The organism is Aequorivita sublithincola DSM 14238, assembly GCF_000265385.1.
Taxonomy (GTDB): Bacteria; Bacteroidota; Bacteroidia; order Flavobacteriales; family Flavobacteriaceae; genus Aequorivita; species Aequorivita sublithincola.
Window position 1 is genome coordinate 1,439,906 of sequence record NC_018013.1, and the last position, 17,339, is coordinate 1,457,244.

Below are 17,339 nucleotides of genomic sequence, written 5' to 3' on the forward strand. Positions count from 1 at the left end.
GGCAGCCTCTTAAATATTGAATAAGATAGATAGATAATACTATGCTTCAGCGTTTGGAACGATAGAAACGTAGCTCTTGTTATCTCTCTTTTTGGTGAATTTTACTTTACCATCCACTTGTGCGTGAAGGGTATGGTCTTTACCACCATATACGTTTTCACCTGGGTGATGTGTATATCCTCTTTGTCTTACGATGATATTTCCAGCAATAGCAGCTTGTCCACCAAAAATCTTAACGCCAAGACGTTTTGATTCTGATTCGCGACCGTTTTTGGAACTACCAACTCCTTTTTTGTGAGCCATGGTTTATATTTTTTAATTAATGATTTCGGTTTATTTGTTTTTCAACAATTCTTTAGCCTGTTTTACCCACTCGTCGCCTTCAATCTTATCGCGGGTAATCCCGTCAATAGCAGAAAGTTCTTCACGGTCTGCAGCTTTAAGTTTACTGATTTGCTCGAAGGTATAAATACCAAGTTCGTTCAATTTTTCTTCGTAAACTGGACCAATTCCGTTGATCAATTTAAGATCGTCGGCATCAGATTTTAAAGCAGTTCCAATGCTGTGAAGTACTTTATCGATGTTGATTTCAACATGAGCATCTTCAGCGCGGTGCTCTGCACGTGTTACCAAGTTTTCGCTAACTTCAACTTCTTTGTTGGAAGGAGCAGCTTTTTTGGTTTCTGGCTTAGCTTCGGCTTTTGTAGCAGTTTCCTTTTTAGGCTCTGCTTTTGGAGCGGCTGGTTTAGTTTCCTTTTTTGGAGCAGCTTTTTTAGCTTCTTCCTTTTTGGCAGGTGTAGCTCCTGAAGCTACAATGCTCTCGATTACGATTTCAGAAAGATACTGACGGTGACCGTTTTTCTTACGGAAACCTTTTCTTCTTTTCTTTTTGAATACAATAACCTTGTCACCTTTAAGGTGTTTTACGACTTTTGCTCCTATTTGAGCTCCGTCTATAGCTGGGGCGCCGATGGTTATTTTGTCTCCGTCACCAATAAGAAGTACATTGTCAAAAGACACTGTTTTACCTTCTTCAACTGGCAAACGATTAACAAAAACCTTTTGGTCTTTTGCAACTTTTACTTGCTGCCCTGCTATCTCTACAATTGCGTACATAGCGAATCGTTTATAAATTAGTTAAACATTATGCTTCTACCGTCCAGTAAAAGCGGGTGCAAATATAATTTTTTAAATGTAAATAGCAAAGTGTTTTTTGTTTAATCTTTTCAAAACCAATTATCCAAGTATTCAAACAGGTTTTTTATCTTTTGAATACTGAATACTGAATTTATTTCAGTGTGTTTCGATTTCCGTCCTTAGTGTTCCAGGATTTCTTGAGAAGTTGCATAAAAGAGAGCGTCAAAACTAAAGTCGTTACGAAACCCATAATTAAAACGGTTAAGAGCAACATAAGTGTGCCCAGAGCATATTGAAGATTCCATCTTTCCATGATTGAGGTTGCAAGTTCGGTGTCTATTTGGTACATATAAACTGCCATAAAAATGGTGAATATCAGCGTTGCAATACCTCCAGAAAGCAGGCCTACTTCAAATCCCTTTTCAAACTTAAACTTACTTTTTCCGTCTCTATATTTTTTTAGTGCCAAGTAGATTCCGGCTCCATAAATTAATCCATTTAATACACTAAATGCTGGATATTGATGAAGTCCGATTAATTTTAATAGAAGAAAATAGGCAATAAGAACAATTGCAATCCAAACTCCGTAACGCGAATATACTTTGAACATAATGGTAGGTTTTTGATTGTCAAAAGTTACGAAAAGTTGGCGAACCAATTGTGAAGGGTTTGTTAACTTTTGTTAAACAAACGTTTTTCGCTTATTTCCATGTAATGGTTTCCATCAATTTGCGGATGTCTTCACGCAGATAAACCACCGCTGGATAGATGGAGTCGAAGTTAGGTTTAGCATCAAAATACAACGCGCCGTTCAGGAAGTGATTGATGCTATCCGTTGCATAAAACTCTGCTTGGCTGGCAGCATTTCCGTTTATCATATAAAACATTCCATACACTTTATGGTCCGGATTTATAAAAGGTTGCTCGGGAATACTGTTTGCTTTTCTGTTGTGCTCATCCACCAATTTCTGAGCATCTCTTAATAACGAATCAATATTGTTGTTTCGAACTTTTTGATAGGATAAATATAAAGTTGCCTTCATATTTGGGTAATTAATGCTAATGCCGCAGTTCTTTTGATGGGTAATTTTCGCGTTTGTGTTTATTGAAAAGGAATAGGGACAATCCGTATTTATTTCTCTATATTCAGGTTTTGGATAGTCCAAACGAAGCATAGCAGACGGTTTTACCAAAACATCATCTTCACAAGAAGCAAGGATGAAAAGGCTTGAAAGCAAAAGAAAAATGAAACTATTTATTTTCAATGGTAAGTTTTATTTGTTTGATGCGCTTGCCCTCGAACGCTTCAATGGTAAACGCATAATTGTGGAAAGATATTACTTCGTTTTTCTTCGGAAAGCCTTTTGAAATTTCTAATAGAAAACCAGCTAAAGTTTCAGCTTCGCCTTTTTCATCTTCAAAAATTTCTGGGTCTTCTGGTTTTATTACTTTGTAAAAATCTTTCAACGGAGTTTTTCCTTCGAAAACAAAGGTGTTGTCGTCTAGTTTTGAGAAAATTAAATCCTCGTCATCAAACTCATCACTTATTTCGCCTACAATTTCTTCAATAATATCTTCCAAAGAAATCAATCCGCTCGTTCCGCCGTATTCGTCTACAACGATGGCGAGGTGCATTTTCATTTCTTTGAATTCATTCAGCAAATCGTCTAATTTTTTGTTTTCGGGAACAAAATAGGCTTTGCGTTGCAAGGTTTTCCAATCTAAAATTTTTCGATCTGTGTAGGGAATCAAATCTTTCACATAAAGAATTCCGGTAATGTTGTCAATATTGTCTTTATAAACTGGAATTCGGGAATAGCCTCGCTGGATGATTTCTGGCAAAATTTCTTTGAAAGACTGGTCTTCGTTTAAGGCAAAAATATCCATACGGTTTTTCATAACCTGCTTGGTATCCGTATTTCCGAAGGTTACAATTCCTTGAAGAATTTTCTGTTCCTCAAAAGTTGTGTCTTGATTGGAAAGTTCAAGTGCTTGTGAAAGATGATCCACGCTAATGTTGGATTTTTGTTTTCCGTAACGATCGTGAAGATAAATAGTGGCAGAGCGCATTGGCAAACTTATTGGCGAAAGCAAAGTGTCTAAAACATTAAGCGGTTGTGCCATAAAAACCGCGAATGAAACTCGGTTACGGTTTGCGTATATTTTCGGAAGTATTTCACCAAAAAGCAAAATAAAGAAGGTAACAACGCCCACTTCCACGATAAAACGAACGTCAATTCCGTAAAAATTAGATTGAATTCCTGCAAAAAAAACATCACTCAAAGAGTCAAATATTAAGACGATAGCAATGTTTATAAAATTATTCGCGACTAAAATAGTGGCTAGTAATTTCTTAGGTCTTCCCAATAAACTCTCAACAATACCGAGTTTTTTGATGATTGCTTTTTCTTGATTTGTTTCAAAATCAGAAGGCGTTAATGAAAAGAAAGCCACTTCGGCACCAGAAATTAGGGCAGAACAGGCTAGAAGAACAATCAATAAAACACAGCTAGTTATTTCGGAAAAATCCAAAACGCTAAAAAAGAATAATAAACCAGGGGGTTCTGTGTCCAAGTTATTGGGTTTAGTTAAAAATTAAAAAGGAAGATCATCCTCTTCTTCAGAAGTTGAATTATTGTTTTGCGGCTCTGCTTTTGACTGAGGTTTCTGGGTTGTATTGCTGTTTGAAGCGCTATTGTTTTCGTCTTTGGGTGATAAAAAGTTGAAATCTGTACAATGAATTTCGGTGCTATATCTATCAATTCCCTTATCGTCTTGCCATTTATTGGTTTTAATTCTTCCTTCAATATAAACTTTATCTCCTTTTTTCAAGTACTTTTCACATATTTCGGCAGCTTTGTTGCGAACTATAATATTGTGCCATTCAGTTGTGGTTACTCGCTCGTTTGTGGTTTTGTTTGTATAGGATTCATTTGTGGCAAGCGGAAAACGACCAATACTATTTCCGCCTTCAAAAAAGTGCATTTTTACATCATCTCCGGTATGCCCAATAAGCATCACTTTATTTAAAGTTCCATTCATAATCGTTTCTTTTTCAATTTGTGCAAAGGTAGATTTTGTGATTTAAATATACGGAATTTTAAGATTTTATATCCTAGAAAAATTCCAATCATTTAATATTCATTATGCTCCAAAGAGTTTTTGCCAAATGGATAGTTTTTTCGGTGTTTCTAGTTCACTCGTTTTTTCTGAAATTTTGGAGGCTGTTTCAATTTCTTCTTCTAATATCTTTAAAGATTCTTCCTCATCAATTATGTCTTCTTGCTCCTTCACTTGTTTGCTTTCCCAATCTATATATTCATCGGAGAAAATAATATCTTCAAAAAGAAATTTTACATCTTCAGAATATGCTTCCCTGTCTTTTATAAAATGCGCAAGATCCTCTCGTTCTGGTGGAAATCCGCTGCTTTTGTGGTGATATGCTTTGTAGGAACGAATATTTTGGCTTTCAAAAAGTGAATAGATATATTCAAAAGCTCTTTTTTCTTCACCCAAACGTTGTAAAATGCCAACCGTGGTTTTGGATATTTTTCCCTGCCATTCATTTATTGACGGGCCATGAAGCTGTTGCGCGGTTTTAAGTTTTAGGATGGCTTCTTCCAGTTTTTCCTTTTCATCGTAGGTTAAAGCAAGCGCCTTTGCGGACATATAATTTAACTCCGCGAGATAAATTACTAAAACAAATTTATCAGGGTATCTGGTAAATATTTTTTCCCGATCCACATTTGTGTCAATTCCTTGTTCGGCATATTCTTTAATTTGTTCCTCCACCAACGTATTAAATTTAGGCAGAAGTTGCTCTCGGAATGTTGTGTTTTTTATTTCAGAAAAGAATGAAAAAAAGATTGTGATGTTGGCAAAGGAGCGTTCAGAATATTTAGGCTTTTCTGGAGTTAGTTTTTGTTGTTCGTCAAAAATTTCTTTGCATTTTTCAAAAAATTCCTGCTCGTTATCTTTCTCTGGAAGAATACTTAATTGTTCCCAACCGGAAAGACAGTAGCCACATTTGTATTGTCCGGGCTCGGTTTCAGTATATGATGAGGTTGCTCCGCAGGTTGGGCATTGTATTTTGTTTGATAGTTCCATAGTTTATTTCTGAAATTTTAAAGATACATTATAATGAAGATTTTCTTCATTATATAATGAAACGGTCAATAATTTTCAAAAAACTCCGAAACAAAATCTGCAATCAAAACTGGAACTGCATAGTTTTTTACTTCGGATATAGGAACAGTATTTTCTTTTTCTTCGGAAGTCTCAACAATCCAAAACCGCGTGTTTAGATGTTGATGCGATAGTTTGTGGATCACCGGTTTTTCGTTGAAAAGAGAAATGTTTTCAATATTTAGATTTTCTGAAAAGGTTCGAAACTGCGGAAAGTTTTGCAATTCTGAAATATTAATTTCTTCCGAAGTTTCGATTAAAGGAAATTCATATAGCTTCTGCCAAATTCCTTTACCGGTGCGCTGTTGAAGGATGGTTCGTTCATTTTCAGAAAGAACTACCAAATAATTGAAAAACCTATTTTTCACGGGTTTCGCTTTAATCTTTACAGGAAGCTCCGTCACTTTTTTCTGCTGAAACGCGACGCAGCTATCATTAAAAATGCAGTTTCCGCAGTCTGGGCTTTGCGGCACACAGAAACGCGCTCCAAACTCCATAATGGCTTGATTAAAAGTTCCAGGCTCTTTTTTATCAATCAATTGTTGGGCAAGTTGTTTGAATTCTTTTTGTCCAGGGGTTGTATTAATAGGAGTGGGAATTCCAAAATATCGTGAAAGTACGCGATATACATTTCCATCAACAACTGCTTCAGGTTGATTGAAGGAGATGCTTGCTATTGCACTAGCTGTATAATCGCCCACACCTTTTAGCTTTAATAGGTCATTGTAATTGTTGGGGAAAGTACCATTCATTTCTTCCGAGACAATTTTTGCTGTTGCGTGCAAGTTTCTGGCACGGGAGTAATAGCCCAGCCCTTGCCAAAGTTTTAGCACATCATCTTCTGGCGCATTGGCTAAATCTTCTACTTTTGGGTAGGCTTCAACAAACTTTAAATAATACGGCAAACCTTGTAGAACGCGGGTTTGCTGAAGCATTATTTCTGAAAGCCAAATGCGGTATGGATTTGTAGTATTTCGCCACGGCAAATCACGTTTATTTTGTAAATACCACGCAATGAGTATTTTGGAGAAATGAGGAACTTTTTTCGGCATTGGGTAAAATTAATCTATATCCCTTTAAATTTTAAAGGATTAAGCTTTGATTTATTGATTTTAAAATATGTATATTTGCGGTCTCTAAAAAAAATCTAGTAAAAGAATAATTAATTAAAATTTATAAGTAATGACGAAAGCAGATATCGTAGCAAAGATTTCAGAAAAACTAGGAATGGAAAAGAATGAAGTACAAGCTACAGTTGAAACCTTTATGGAAGAAGTGAAAAACTCTTTAGAAGGTGGAGACAATGTGTACTTAAGAGGTTTTGGAAGTTTTATCATCAAAACAAGAGCTGAAAAAACAGGAAGAAACATTTCTAAAAACACAACGATTAAGATTCCAGCCCACAATATTCCGGCTTTTAAACCTGCAAAAGTATTTGTTGAAGGTGTAAAAACTAACGTGGACGTAAAATAATAATAACCCGTCTTGAAGTAAATTCTAGACATTAATAAAAGACTTTAGTATGCCAAGTGGTAAAAAAAGAAAAAGACATAAGGTAGCGACTCACAAGCGCAAGAAAAGACGTCGCGCTAACCGCCACAAAAAGAAAAAGTAGTTTCTAAACTACTTTTTCTGTTTTAAAAGTGTTTCGGAAATTGAGCTTTTTTGGCACTATTTCCAAGTAAAACAAACGAAAAATCGTTCTTTGAAAATGAAATTGAAACCGCCTACTTTTGGTTTGGTGTAATTTCGCCGGGTTTTTTATATAAAACCTGTAAAAATTATTGTTTAATTCGTCCCAATATTCTGTTGGGACAACAAAATTAATATACCGTGAACAACGAATTATTTATTAGATCCGGTTCACAAGAAGTTGATTTTGCCCTTTTAAAGGATGGAAGACTTATAGAGCTTCACAAAGAAGAAGAAGGTAACAATTTTACGGTTGGCGATATATTTCTCGCTAAAATCCGTAAAACAGTTCCTGGGCTTAACGCCGCCTTTGTGAATGTAGGTTACGAGAAAGATGGTTTTTTACACTATCACGATCTTGGACCAAAAGTGCTTTCGCAATTAAAATTTGTGAAAAGTGCCACTTCAGGTAAGTTAAAGGATTTTTCCTTAACTAATTTTCCATTCGAAAAAGAGATTGATAAGCACGGCAACTTAAATGATGCCTTAAAAAGCAATCAATCCATCTTGGTTCAAATTGTAAAAGAACCCATTTCCACTAAAGGACCACGTATTAGTTCCGAGCTTTCTATAGCTGGAAGATATATTGTTTTGGTTCCGTTTTCCGATAGAGTTTCTGTTTCACAAAAAATAGAAAGTACCGAAGAAAAAGACAGGTTAAAACGCTTGATAACAAGCATTAAACCAAAAGGATTTGGCGTAATTATACGCACCGTGGCTGAGGGCAAAAAAGTAGCAGAACTGGACAAAGATTTACAGAACCTTACCGAACGCTGGACGGCGATGTGTAAGAAGCTACAAGGGGCGCACCACCCTTCAAAAGTGCTGAGCGAGCTAAACAGGGGAGCTTCTATTATCCGCGATATGTTTAACGATTCATTCTCCGCAATACATATTGACGACGAAACCCTATACTTGCAAATAAAAGATTATGTGCAGGAAATTGCACCAAAAAAAGACAATATCGTAAAGTTTTATGACTCCAATGTTCCGATGTTTGAAAAATTCGGAATTGAAAGGCAGATCAAGACTTCCTTCGGAAAAACAGTATCAGGTAGCAAAGGAGCTTATTTGGTAATTGAACACACCGAAGCAATGCACGTAATAGACGTGAACAGCGGTAACCGAAGCAACAAGCAAAAAACACAAGAAGGCACAGCGCTAGAAGTGAATTTAATTGCAGCCACCGAGGTGGCAAGACAGCTAAGGTTGCGCGATATGGGAGGAATTATTGTGGTGGATTTTATTGATTTGGCAAACGCCACTCACCGCAAACAGCTCTACAATCATCTTCGTGATGAAATGAAGGATGACAGAGCAAAACACAAAATTCTGCCCCCAAGTAAATTTGGATTGATACAAATAACCAGACAGCGAGTTCGTCCAGAGATGAACATTAAAACGCGAGAGGAAGATCCAAATGCAAACGGAAGCGGCGGCGATGAAAATGGTGAAATAGAAGCACCAATCATTGTTATCAATAGAATAAATGAAGAGGTGAAACGCCTTTTCAAAAAAGACTATAAAAAGATAACGTTAGATACGCATCCTTTTATAGCGGCCTTTTTAACCAAAGGTTTCCCAAGTGTTAGGACCAAATGGTTTTTGGAACACAAAAAATGGGTAAAAATTCAACCTCGAGATGCTTACACGTATCTTGAATATCATTTTCACGATAAAGATGGTGAATTGATTAAATAACCAAAACCCCTTTTGAAAGTTTACTTCGGAAGGGGTTTTTTTGTATTCTGAAGTTTCTGGAGATATTGCTGAGAGTTATACTATTTCTTTGCGAACTTTGCGGTAAAGCTCCGTGCCCTCTATGGTTAATTTTACCACAAAGAGCGCAAAGTAGGCACAAAGACCACAAAGAAAATGGAACCTCGTAAAACATACACTGTAGATGAAGCCCAGAAACGAATGGAACGCTACTGCGCCTATCAAGAGCGTTGCCATAAGGAAGTGCATCAAAAACTCTATGAAATGCGTATGATTCCTCTCGCAATAGATGAAATAATTGATCACTTGCTGCGTCACAATTTTCTAAATGAAACCCGTTTTGCGCAAGCTTTTGCCCGTGGAAAATTTAGAGTAAAAAAATGGGGAAGAAATAGGATTGTAAATGAATTGAAAATGCGGCAAATTTCAACTTTCAACATTAAAATTGCTTTAAAGGAAATACCTGATTCTGAATATTATAAAACTTTTGAAGCTTTGGCTGAAAAGCGGTTGAAGCAATTAGTTTCAGAAAAAGATCTTCAGAAAAAACGCAAGAAACTGGCGGATTATCTTTTTTATCGTGGATGGGAGAGTGAATTGGTTTACGGGAAGGTTGGGGAGATTATGAAAAGAAAGAGCTAAATATTAAACGAAGCCCCAACATTAACCGAAACTTGGTTGTGCAGTTTTTCAGCAGGCGTTAATGAATCTGTATTGTATTTTGAAATAGGAACACTCACTTCCGTAAAAACGCCAAAGCCGCTGGTAAAAAAATATCGAGCTCCCAAATGGCCTCCAAAGTTTTTTAAACTGGCATAAAGCCCAGGATATATATCAAAATTCTCATCAACATTTATCACATTTCCAAGATTGGCGTTGAAACGGGCCTTTAGGTCAAAACGATCGTCGAACTTTGCGAAAGGTGTTTCATTTCCTTCCAAATCTCTAACTTTTTCAACTCCTAAAAGATAGGCTGAAGCTACGCCAACGGATATGTTTTCACCTAAACCAAAATCAAGACTGCCCATAATTCCTGTGCCGTTATTTTGAAAGTTTGCGCCAACTTGAAATTTCACATCGCCTTTTCCGCTGTAGGCTTGTCCGAAACTGAACTGGAAAAATAGAAGCGCTAATAAAGCTACAAGTGTTTTCATTTTACGAAATTTTAAAAGGAAAGATACTGAATTCTTCAGAAATTACAATGCTTTATTGGTGCGAACAATGGCTTGTTCGTTTTTCCAATCAATCCATTTTTGACCTTTTAATTTTCGCATAAATTGATCAAAATAACGCATAACACCAATGTTGTAAACGGCCTTGGCTAAATTTTTTGGGTTTCTAGCGATTGCTCTCAAACTCATTGAAAATCCTGGTGTGATGTAGCGCATATAATGCCAATAGCCTTCAGGCATATATAAAACGTTGCCGTGTTCCAAGTTTGCAATGTAGCCGTTTGCTTTTTTTAAGGCTGGCCATTTGTTAAAATCGGGATTATGGAAATCTATGTCTTCGCGGACGATTAACGAGTGTGGAATTTTGTACAAATAATCATTTTGAGCTTGGTCAAAAAGAATTACTTCTTTTTTTCCTTGGAAGTGAAAATGGAAGATGTTTGCCAAATCAATATCATAGTGCATAAAAGTGTAAGAATCCCTTCCGCCGAAAAAGAGCATTGGCAGGCCTTTCATCAACTTTAAACCAAAATCTGGGTAGTTAAAATCTTTTTGAAGCTGTGGTACTTCTTTTAAAATATTCCAAAGAAAGATGCGATATTTTGTGGGTTCTTTTTTTAAGAGTTCCACATAGTCGCGCATTATCATCTTTTTATGCGGCTCGTTGAAACCATCTTCGTGACTCACTGGACGATTGTCATAAAGCGGAACCGTTTTATCTCCGGCTACGTTTGCCATATAATCTAGGTCCCATTTGGTAAAAGCAGGCCAGTCCTCCGCAAACCGTTCAATAACAACAGGTTTTTGGGGTTTAAAATAATTTTTCAGAAAATCTTCCTTAGTAATGGTTTCTACCTTGTCTATTTCCTTTAACTGCATAACTTTTTACTTCGCCGTAAATTTACAAATCTCCTTACAGTATTGAGCGGAGTGTTAATATAACTTTAAGGATTTATATAAAACAAAAATCCCAAATTCCTATATGTAAGAATTTGGGATTTTATATTTTTTTGGAATTTGCTTCAGCTTAATCTGCCAAAACCATCACACGATTATTGTTACATTCAACAGTTCCGCCAGAAATAGGTAATACCCATTTTCCATCTTCTTGTGTGAATTTACCTTTAAAAGCTTCCGCAATAGTTGGGTTTCCTTTAAACTTCACTTTTCCTTCCTGCAAAACAGAAACAATAGGAGCGTGATTATTCAGCATTTGAAATTCACCTTCCACACCAGGAACGGTTATGCTTTCTACTTCTCCAGCAACTAAGGATGCTTCGGGGGTTACTATTTCTAAGTACATTCTTTTGTAGTTATGAGTTATGAGTTATGAGTTATGGGCAACTCTGCACTCATAACTCATAACTCTGAACTTGTTTTAAACTTCAGCAAGCATTTTCTCACCAGCGGCGATTGCTTCTTCGATAGTTCCTTTAAGGTTGAAGGCAGATTCTGGAAGTTTATCCAATTCGCCATCCATAATCATATTGAAACCTTTTATTGTTTCTTTAATGTCAACCAAAACTCCAGGAATACCTGTAAACTGCTCCGCTACGTGGAAAGGCTGAGAAAGGAAACGCTGTACACGACGCGCGCGACCTACGGCCAATTTATCTTCTTCGGAAAGTTCTTCCATCCCAAGAATAGCGATAATATCTTGTAATTCTTTATAACGCTGTAAAAGCTCTTTTACTCTTTGTGCGCAATCGTAATGCTCTTTTCCAAGAATTGCTTCAGTAAGAATTCTAGAAGTAGAATCCAATGGATCCACCGCTGGATAAATACCAAGCTCAGCAATTTTACGTGAAAGTACGGTTGTAGCATCCAAGTGAGCAAACGTTGTTGCCGGTGCTGGATCCGTTAAATCATCCGCAGGTACATAAACCGCCTGTACAGAAGTAATAGAACCTCTTTTAGTTGAAGTAATACGCTCTTGCATCGCACCCATCTCTGTTGCCAAAGTTGGTTGGTAACCTACCGCAGAAGGCATACGCCCAAGAAGTGCAGAAACCTCAGAACCTGCTTGTGTAAAACGGAAAATGTTATCTACGAAGAAAAGAACGTCTTTCCCTTGACCTTCGCCAGCTCCGTCACGGAAATACTCAGCAATGGTAAGTCCTGAAAGCGCAACACGTGCACGTGCTCCAGGTGGCTCGTTCATCTGTCCGAACACAAAAGTAGCTTTAGATTCTTTCATAGCCTCTTTGTCAACTTTTGAAAGATCCCATCCACCATTTTCCATAGAGTGCATAAAGTCATCACCGTATTTTATAATACCAGACTCAAGCATTTCGCGAAGTAAGTCATTACCCTCACGAGTACGTTCTCCTACACCAGCGAAAACTGAAAGACCACCGTGACCTTTCGCAATATTGTTAATCAACTCTTGAATAAGTACCGTTTTACCTACACCAGCACCACCGAATAGACCAATTTTACCACCTTTTGCGTAAGGCTCAATAAGGTCAATTACTTTAATACCTGTGAAAAGAACTTCGGTAGAAGTTGAAAGATCTTCGAATCTTGGGGCATCACGGTGAATTGGAAGACCGTTGTCGCCAGCTTTAGGCAAGTTTCCAATACCATCAATAGCATCGCCAATTACGTTGAAAAGTCGACCGTAAACATCATCGCCAATTGGCATTTGAATAGGCGCTCCAGTTGCAACAGCATCTACACCACGGCTTAAACCATCTGTAGAATCCATTGATATGGTACGAACCATGCTTTCACCAATGTGAGATTGAACTTCAAGAACCAAAAGGTTTCCGTTGTTGTTTACCTCTAACGAGTCGTATATTTTTGGAAGTTCCGATCCGCTATCAAACGCAACGTCAACTACCGGGCCAATAATCTGTGCAACTTTTCCTATGCTTTGTGACATGAGTAACTGTTTATTTTATAGTTATCTAAGAGTGAAAAAACCACCCCTGTTTTGAACGGTGCAAAGATAGTTTTTTCTGAATGATATTTGCAATGGAATTTTTAAAAAAATTCTTATTGCAAAATGCCAGACTTAATAGGATTTTAATATCTTTTAGGTTCTAACAACTATAGCTTTTCACACAATCCACGAACTTCTTTCGTAAAAAGAGCAATTATTCTTTTCTGAAGAGCATCTTCTTTTGAAACAACCCTTCCATCAATTTCAATAATTGGCGTTAATTCGCCCATAGTACCGGTTGCCAAAACCCCATCTGCATTGTAGAATTGAGAAAGTGTGATGTCTTGTTCTTCAATTTCAATTGAATTCTTTTTACACATTTCTATCACTGAATTTCTCGTAATTCCTGGGAGACAGGCGTGAGCATAAGGCGTAAAGACCTTTCCATTTTTAACCATAAATAGGTTGCTACCATTCAGTTCAGCTATAAAACCACGGTCGTCTAGCATCAATCCAGCGTCTTTTCCAGCAACATTTGCTTGAATTTTAGCGATTATATTATTGAGTAAGTTATTATGATGGATTTTACTGTCCAAAAATTGTGGAGAGTTTCTGCGTTGGCTAGTGCTAATAACTTTTATGCCGTGATTATTATCATATACCAGTGGTTTCCACTCGGCTAAAACAATTAAGCAAGAGCCGTTTTGGTTGAGTCGTGGATCCATACCGCTGGTTATTTTTTCGCCACGTGTTAATGTTAAACGAATGTGAGTATCATCATTCATTCCATTGGAATCGAGGGTTTGCTTTATTGCTTTTTTGATGAATTCTTTGGAAGGAATATCTACAAATGCCAATGTTTTAGCAGATTCGTGAAGACGGGTTAAGTGTTTATCCATACAAACCACGCCTTCTGGATAAACGCGTAAACCTTCCCAAACCGCGTCGCCGCCTTGGACTGAGCTATCAAAAACCGAAACTTTTGCTTCACTTCGTGGATAGAGTTTGTCTTTTATAAATACTTGGATGTTATCGTTTTTGGGGTTGGATTTTTGAAGCATAATTTATCTGTTGTCTGTTGTCTGTTGTCGGTTAATTGTATTGTTAAATGGAAACAAGTTTCCTTTATATTAAAATATTGTTTTTTAAAGTTTCATAGTAAGGTAAAGCTTCTAGTAACAGAGGTTCCAAGTGCGCTGATAATTGTTGCGAGCTGCTTTTTTGAAGTGCAAAACCTTCAGAATTGTGAACATTTGCGTACCAATGTTTTGCCCAAATACCATCTTCTGGTATTCCGCCTTTTTTCCAATGAAGCATTTTTTCTGAAAAAGAAATGTTCAGCAAGCTACAAAGTTTTTTGAGATAGGTTTTAGGATTTTTTAAAAGTTCATCGCTATCAATAACAATTGGTGTTTTTCCGTTATTGTTCAGAAATAAAAACAGTTCCGAAGCCTTTTTGATACCAATATCGTTCAAAGTTGGTTTGTGAATCACTTTTGAAAAGGAGGCGATCAATTTTTTGGGATGCCGAATAAGGATTACATTTTCCCAATTCAAAATAAAATTTGGCGAATCGGTTAAATAATGATGCGCCATTCCTTTTACAAAAACATTTTTTTCTCCTGCCCGTCCGGCAGGCGGGTTTGAAAGTGAATTTATTCCTTCCACTACTTTTTCTTCCTTCAATTCCATGGTTTCTAAAATTTCCTTTTGTGAAGGATGCTCGCTTTCAAAAGAACCATTTTGAAGATAATAGCCGTAAAAAGGCTCGTCTAAAACTACAATGTCTTCAAGTTGCGAGAAGGAATACATTAGTGCCGTTGAAAGATTTCGAGGGCCAGAAATTAGGTTGATGACTTTCATTATTTAAAAGTATCAATTTATTTGGAAATAGGATACTTTGAGTCACGACGTTTTGACACAAGACTAAAAGGAATCAAGAAACAAGAGTTTTTGGAAGGAAAGGAAAAAACTCGAAATTATCTTTTCAAGTAGATTTCCATATAATTTGCGGTTGTAAGGTATTCGTTTCGCAAATTGTCGAGATGCTTCATTATATTTTTGTAAGCTGGGTCGGATTCTTTTAAATTGTCCTGAAATGTTTCATCAGTCACCGTTAAAGCAATATACCAAGAACCCGATCGAGATGTATAATGATTTTCGAAAACTGGATCAATCCCTTTGCTATCCATGGCAGCATCAGCCACAATTGGCACAAGATTGACGGTTTTTGTATTTCGCTCTACTTCATAAAAAGTGAGGTAATATTTTTTGTTGTCTATGCTTATTGGCACATTTGCACCTCCAATATCGTAGTCTATATCATATTTTGCATTGATATAGGTATAAAATTCATTTGCATCTTTTGGATCTTCAAAAACGTAAACGCATTGTTTAGGAAGTTGTCTTTTGAACTTTTTGCCTTTGTAAATCTTCGCTCCTTCAATATTTGGTGCAATCTGTAACGGAATACAGGAAAATGTACAAAACGCCAAAAGGAGTAAGCAAAAGGTTTTTAAAGAAGATGAAATTAGTTTTGTATGAATAGACATTTTGAACCAGGATTTAAGTGAATCAAGAAACTAGACGTGTTGAAAAACGATTTAAAAATGAATTTATATCTAAAATGAAAAAAGACGAACCTCTGAATATTTCATCGACCCGTCTTTTGTCTTTATTCTATTTTCTTTTCTCTCAAAAACTATTCCACAGTAACCGACTTCGCTAAGTTACGTGGCTGATCTACATTTCTACCTAACATTACTGCAATATGATATGATAATAATTGAAGCGGAATGGTAGTAACCAGAGGCGTTAAAGCTTCTGGAGTGTGTGGCACTTCCATAACGTAATCCGCCATTTCTCTAACCACAGTATCTCCTTTTGAAACTACGGCTATAATTTTTCCTTTTCTAGCTTTAATTTCTTGAATGTTACTTACAACTTTGTCATAGTGGTCGCTTTTAATTGCAATTACTACAACCGGCATTTGCTCATCTATCAAAGCGATAGGGCCGTGCTTCATTTCGGCTGCAGGATATCCTTCAGCGTGGATGTATGATATTTCCTTTAGTTTTAAAGCGCCTTCCAGAGCAACTGGGAAGTTGTAACCTCTTCCTAAGTAAAGGAAGTTTCGGGCATCTTTAAAAACAGCAGAGATTTCTTCAATTTTAGAATCTGTTTTCAAAGCTTCTTCAACGTGGGTTGGGATAAGTTCCAGTTCACGCAAATAAAGCATATAATCTGGTTTTGAAATGGTCCCTTTCGCTTTTGCCAAACGAAGCGCCATCATTGCTAAAACCGTAATTTGTGTAGTAAATGCTTTTGTTGAAGCAACACCAATTTCAGGACCAGCGTGTGTATAAGTTCCACTATGAGTTTCTCTTGAAATGGTTGAACCTACAACGTTACAAACGCCATAAACGAAAGCTCCTTTAGATTTTGCTAATTTTATAGCGGCAAGCGTATCTGCAGTTTCGCCACTTTGTGAGATGGCGATAACAACGTCTTTTTCTGAAATAATTGGGTTGCGGTAACGGAATTCTGAAGCATATTCCACTTCAACAGGAATGCGAACCAAATCTTCAAAAATATATTCGGCCACCAAACCGGCGTGCCAAGATGTTCCGCAGGCAACGATAATAATTCGGTCTGCGTTGATAAATTTTTCTATATGATCTTCAAGACCTCCAAGTCTTACAATACCTTGATCGGCAAGTAATCTACCGCGATAGGTGTCTTTTATAACGGAAGGTTGTTCAAAAATTTCCTTGAGCATAAAATGTTCATAACCTCCTTTTTCAATTTGCTCCAAGTTAAGTTGAAGTTCTTGAATGTAAGGAGCCACCAATTTATCGTCTTTTATTTTTCGCACTTTTACATCGCGTCCAAGACGGATGATTGCCATTTCTTCATCTTCTAAATAAATGGCATTGTTGGTGAATTCAATAAAAGGAGAAGCATCGCTGGCCACAAAAAATTCGTCATCCCCAACGCCTATAGCTAAAGGACTTCCAAGTTTTGCAACAACTATTTCATCCGGCTTTTTTTTGTCGAAAAGTGCAATTGCATAAGCACCTACCACTTGATTTAAAGCAATCTGAACTGCTTTTCCAAGTTTTACATCTTCATTTTTTTGAATATCCTCAATAAGATTTACCAAAACTTCAGTATCTGTCTCAGATTTGAAAGTATATCCTCTTTTTATCAATTCTTTTTTAAGAGAACCATAATTTTCAATAATACCGTTGTGGATCAGAACCAAGTCGCCGCTGTTGGAGTAGTGTGGATGGCTGTTCACATCATTAGGAACTCCGTGCGTTGCCCAACGAGTGTGGCCAATGCCAAGGTTTCCTTTAAGCGAAATTTCCTTTTCAGCTTTTTCTTCAAGATTTGCAACTTTGCCTTTTGTTTTACAAAGTTGAATGTCATTTCCATCAAAAAGAGCTATTCCTGCACTGTCATAGCCTCTATATTCTAAACGTTTTAAACCGTTTAGAATGATTGGGTATGCATCTCTTTTGCCTATGTAGCCTACAATTCCACACATA

The 17,339-nt window shown here is 36.9% G+C and carries 19 protein-coding genes; 3 read left to right on the forward strand and 16 right to left on the reverse strand.

Translation table 11 applies throughout. The features are described 5' to 3' along the window. Positions 1–39: 39 nt before the first annotated feature. From rpmA to mutY, 8 genes are all read right to left on the reverse strand, one after another. Positions 40–303 carry a 50S ribosomal protein L27 gene (rpmA, locus tag AEQSU_RS06660; protein ID WP_014782096.1) on the reverse strand — a complete coding sequence of 88 codons (264 nt, stop codon included), beginning with the start codon at positions 301–303 and terminating at the stop codon, positions 40–42. A 30-nt stretch (positions 304–333) separates the two neighbouring features. Continuing rightward, positions 334–1,116 carry a 50S ribosomal protein L21 gene (gene rplU, locus AEQSU_RS06665; RefSeq protein WP_014782097.1) on the reverse strand — a complete coding sequence of 261 codons (783 nt, stop codon included), beginning with the start codon at positions 1,114–1,116 and terminating at the stop codon, positions 334–336. A gap of 172 nt (positions 1,117–1,288) precedes the next feature. Continuing rightward, positions 1,289–1,747, reverse strand: coding sequence for a DUF4199 domain-containing protein (locus AEQSU_RS06670; RefSeq protein WP_014782098.1), 459 nt, complete (start codon positions 1,745–1,747; stop codon positions 1,289–1,291). A 91-nt stretch (positions 1,748–1,838) separates the two neighbouring features. After that, positions 1,839–2,402 carry a gliding motility lipoprotein GldD gene (gene gldD / locus AEQSU_RS06675; protein ID WP_014782099.1) on the reverse strand — a complete coding sequence of 188 codons (564 nt, stop codon included), beginning with the start codon at positions 2,400–2,402 and terminating at the stop codon, positions 1,839–1,841. Next, positions 2,389–3,711, reverse strand: a complete 1,323-nt coding sequence (locus tag AEQSU_RS06680) for a gliding motility-associated protein GldE (RefSeq protein ID WP_014782100.1) — start codon at positions 3,709–3,711, stop codon at positions 2,389–2,391. Before AEQSU_RS06680 ends, gldD begins: the two co-directional genes overlap by 14 nt. Positions 3,712–3,732: 21 nt before the next feature. After that, positions 3,733–4,179 (reverse strand): single-stranded DNA-binding protein, encoded by a 447-nt coding sequence (locus AEQSU_RS06685; protein ID WP_014782101.1) that lies wholly within the window; start codon positions 4,177–4,179, stop codon positions 3,733–3,735. 102 nt (positions 4,180–4,281) lie between these two features. Then, positions 4,282–5,244 (reverse strand): hypothetical protein, encoded by a 963-nt coding sequence (locus tag AEQSU_RS06690; RefSeq protein ID WP_014782102.1) that lies wholly within the window; start codon positions 5,242–5,244, stop codon positions 4,282–4,284. Positions 5,245–5,309: 65 nt separating this feature from the next. After that, positions 5,310–6,374, reverse strand: a complete 1,065-nt coding sequence (gene mutY, locus AEQSU_RS06695) for an A/G-specific adenine glycosylase (protein WP_014782103.1) — start codon at positions 6,372–6,374, stop codon at positions 5,310–5,312. A 130-nt stretch (positions 6,375–6,504) separates the two neighbouring features. Here mutY and AEQSU_RS06700 point away from each other — a divergent pair, with 130 nt between their 5' ends. From AEQSU_RS06700 to AEQSU_RS06710, 3 genes are all read left to right on the forward strand, one after another. Then, positions 6,505–6,795 (forward strand): HU family DNA-binding protein, encoded by a 291-nt coding sequence (locus AEQSU_RS06700; protein WP_014782104.1) that lies wholly within the window; start codon positions 6,505–6,507, stop codon positions 6,793–6,795. Between the two features lie 360 nt (positions 6,796–7,155). Further along, a complete protein-coding gene (locus AEQSU_RS06705) occupies positions 7,156–8,715 on the forward strand; it encodes an Rne/Rng family ribonuclease (protein ID WP_014782105.1) in 1,560 nt (519 codons plus the stop codon). 174 nt (positions 8,716–8,889) lie between these two features. After that, entirely contained in the window at positions 8,890–9,375 is a 486-nt protein-coding gene (locus AEQSU_RS06710) for a regulatory protein RecX (RefSeq protein ID WP_014782106.1), read from the forward strand. Here AEQSU_RS06710 and AEQSU_RS06715 read toward each other — a convergent pair. The 8 genes from AEQSU_RS06715 to glmS all read right to left on the reverse strand — a co-directional run bounded on the left by AEQSU_RS06715 (position 9,372) and on the right by glmS (position 17,338). Continuing rightward, positions 9,372–9,887, reverse strand: coding sequence for a DUF6646 family protein (locus tag AEQSU_RS06715; protein WP_014782107.1), 516 nt, complete (start codon positions 9,885–9,887; stop codon positions 9,372–9,374). The two genes, AEQSU_RS06710 and AEQSU_RS06715, sit on opposite strands and share 4 nt — an antisense overlap. Before the next feature lie 42 nt (positions 9,888–9,929). Next, on the reverse strand, positions 9,930–10,784 hold the full coding sequence (locus AEQSU_RS06720; RefSeq protein ID WP_014782108.1) for a cupin-like domain-containing protein: 855 nt from the start codon (positions 10,782–10,784) through the stop codon (positions 9,930–9,932). A gap of 148 nt (positions 10,785–10,932) precedes the next feature. Further along, positions 10,933–11,208 (reverse strand): F0F1 ATP synthase subunit delta/epsilon, encoded by a 276-nt coding sequence (locus tag AEQSU_RS06725; protein WP_014782109.1) that lies wholly within the window; start codon positions 11,206–11,208, stop codon positions 10,933–10,935. Positions 11,209–11,283: 75 nt separating this feature from the next. Next, positions 11,284–12,789, reverse strand: a complete 1,506-nt coding sequence (atpD, locus tag AEQSU_RS06730; RefSeq protein ID WP_014782110.1) for a F0F1 ATP synthase subunit beta — start codon at positions 12,787–12,789, stop codon at positions 11,284–11,286. A 167-nt stretch (positions 12,790–12,956) separates the two neighbouring features. Further along, entirely contained in the window at positions 12,957–13,850 is an 894-nt protein-coding gene (locus tag AEQSU_RS06735; protein ID WP_014782111.1) for an aminotransferase class IV, read from the reverse strand. A gap of 64 nt (positions 13,851–13,914) precedes the next feature. Next, complete coding sequence (locus AEQSU_RS06740; RefSeq protein WP_014782112.1) at positions 13,915–14,652, reverse strand: sulfotransferase-like domain-containing protein; 738 nt, start codon at positions 14,650–14,652, stop codon at positions 13,915–13,917. Between the two features lie 116 nt (positions 14,653–14,768). Beyond that, positions 14,769–15,341: a hypothetical protein gene (locus tag AEQSU_RS06745; protein ID WP_014782113.1), complete on the reverse strand. Its 573-nt coding sequence runs from the start codon at positions 15,339–15,341 to the stop codon at positions 14,769–14,771. A 149-nt stretch (positions 15,342–15,490) separates the two neighbouring features. After that, a complete protein-coding gene (gene glmS, locus AEQSU_RS06750) occupies positions 15,491–17,338 on the reverse strand; it encodes a glutamine--fructose-6-phosphate transaminase (isomerizing) (RefSeq protein WP_014782114.1) in 1,848 nt (615 codons plus the stop codon). Position 17,339 lies beyond the last annotated feature (1 nt).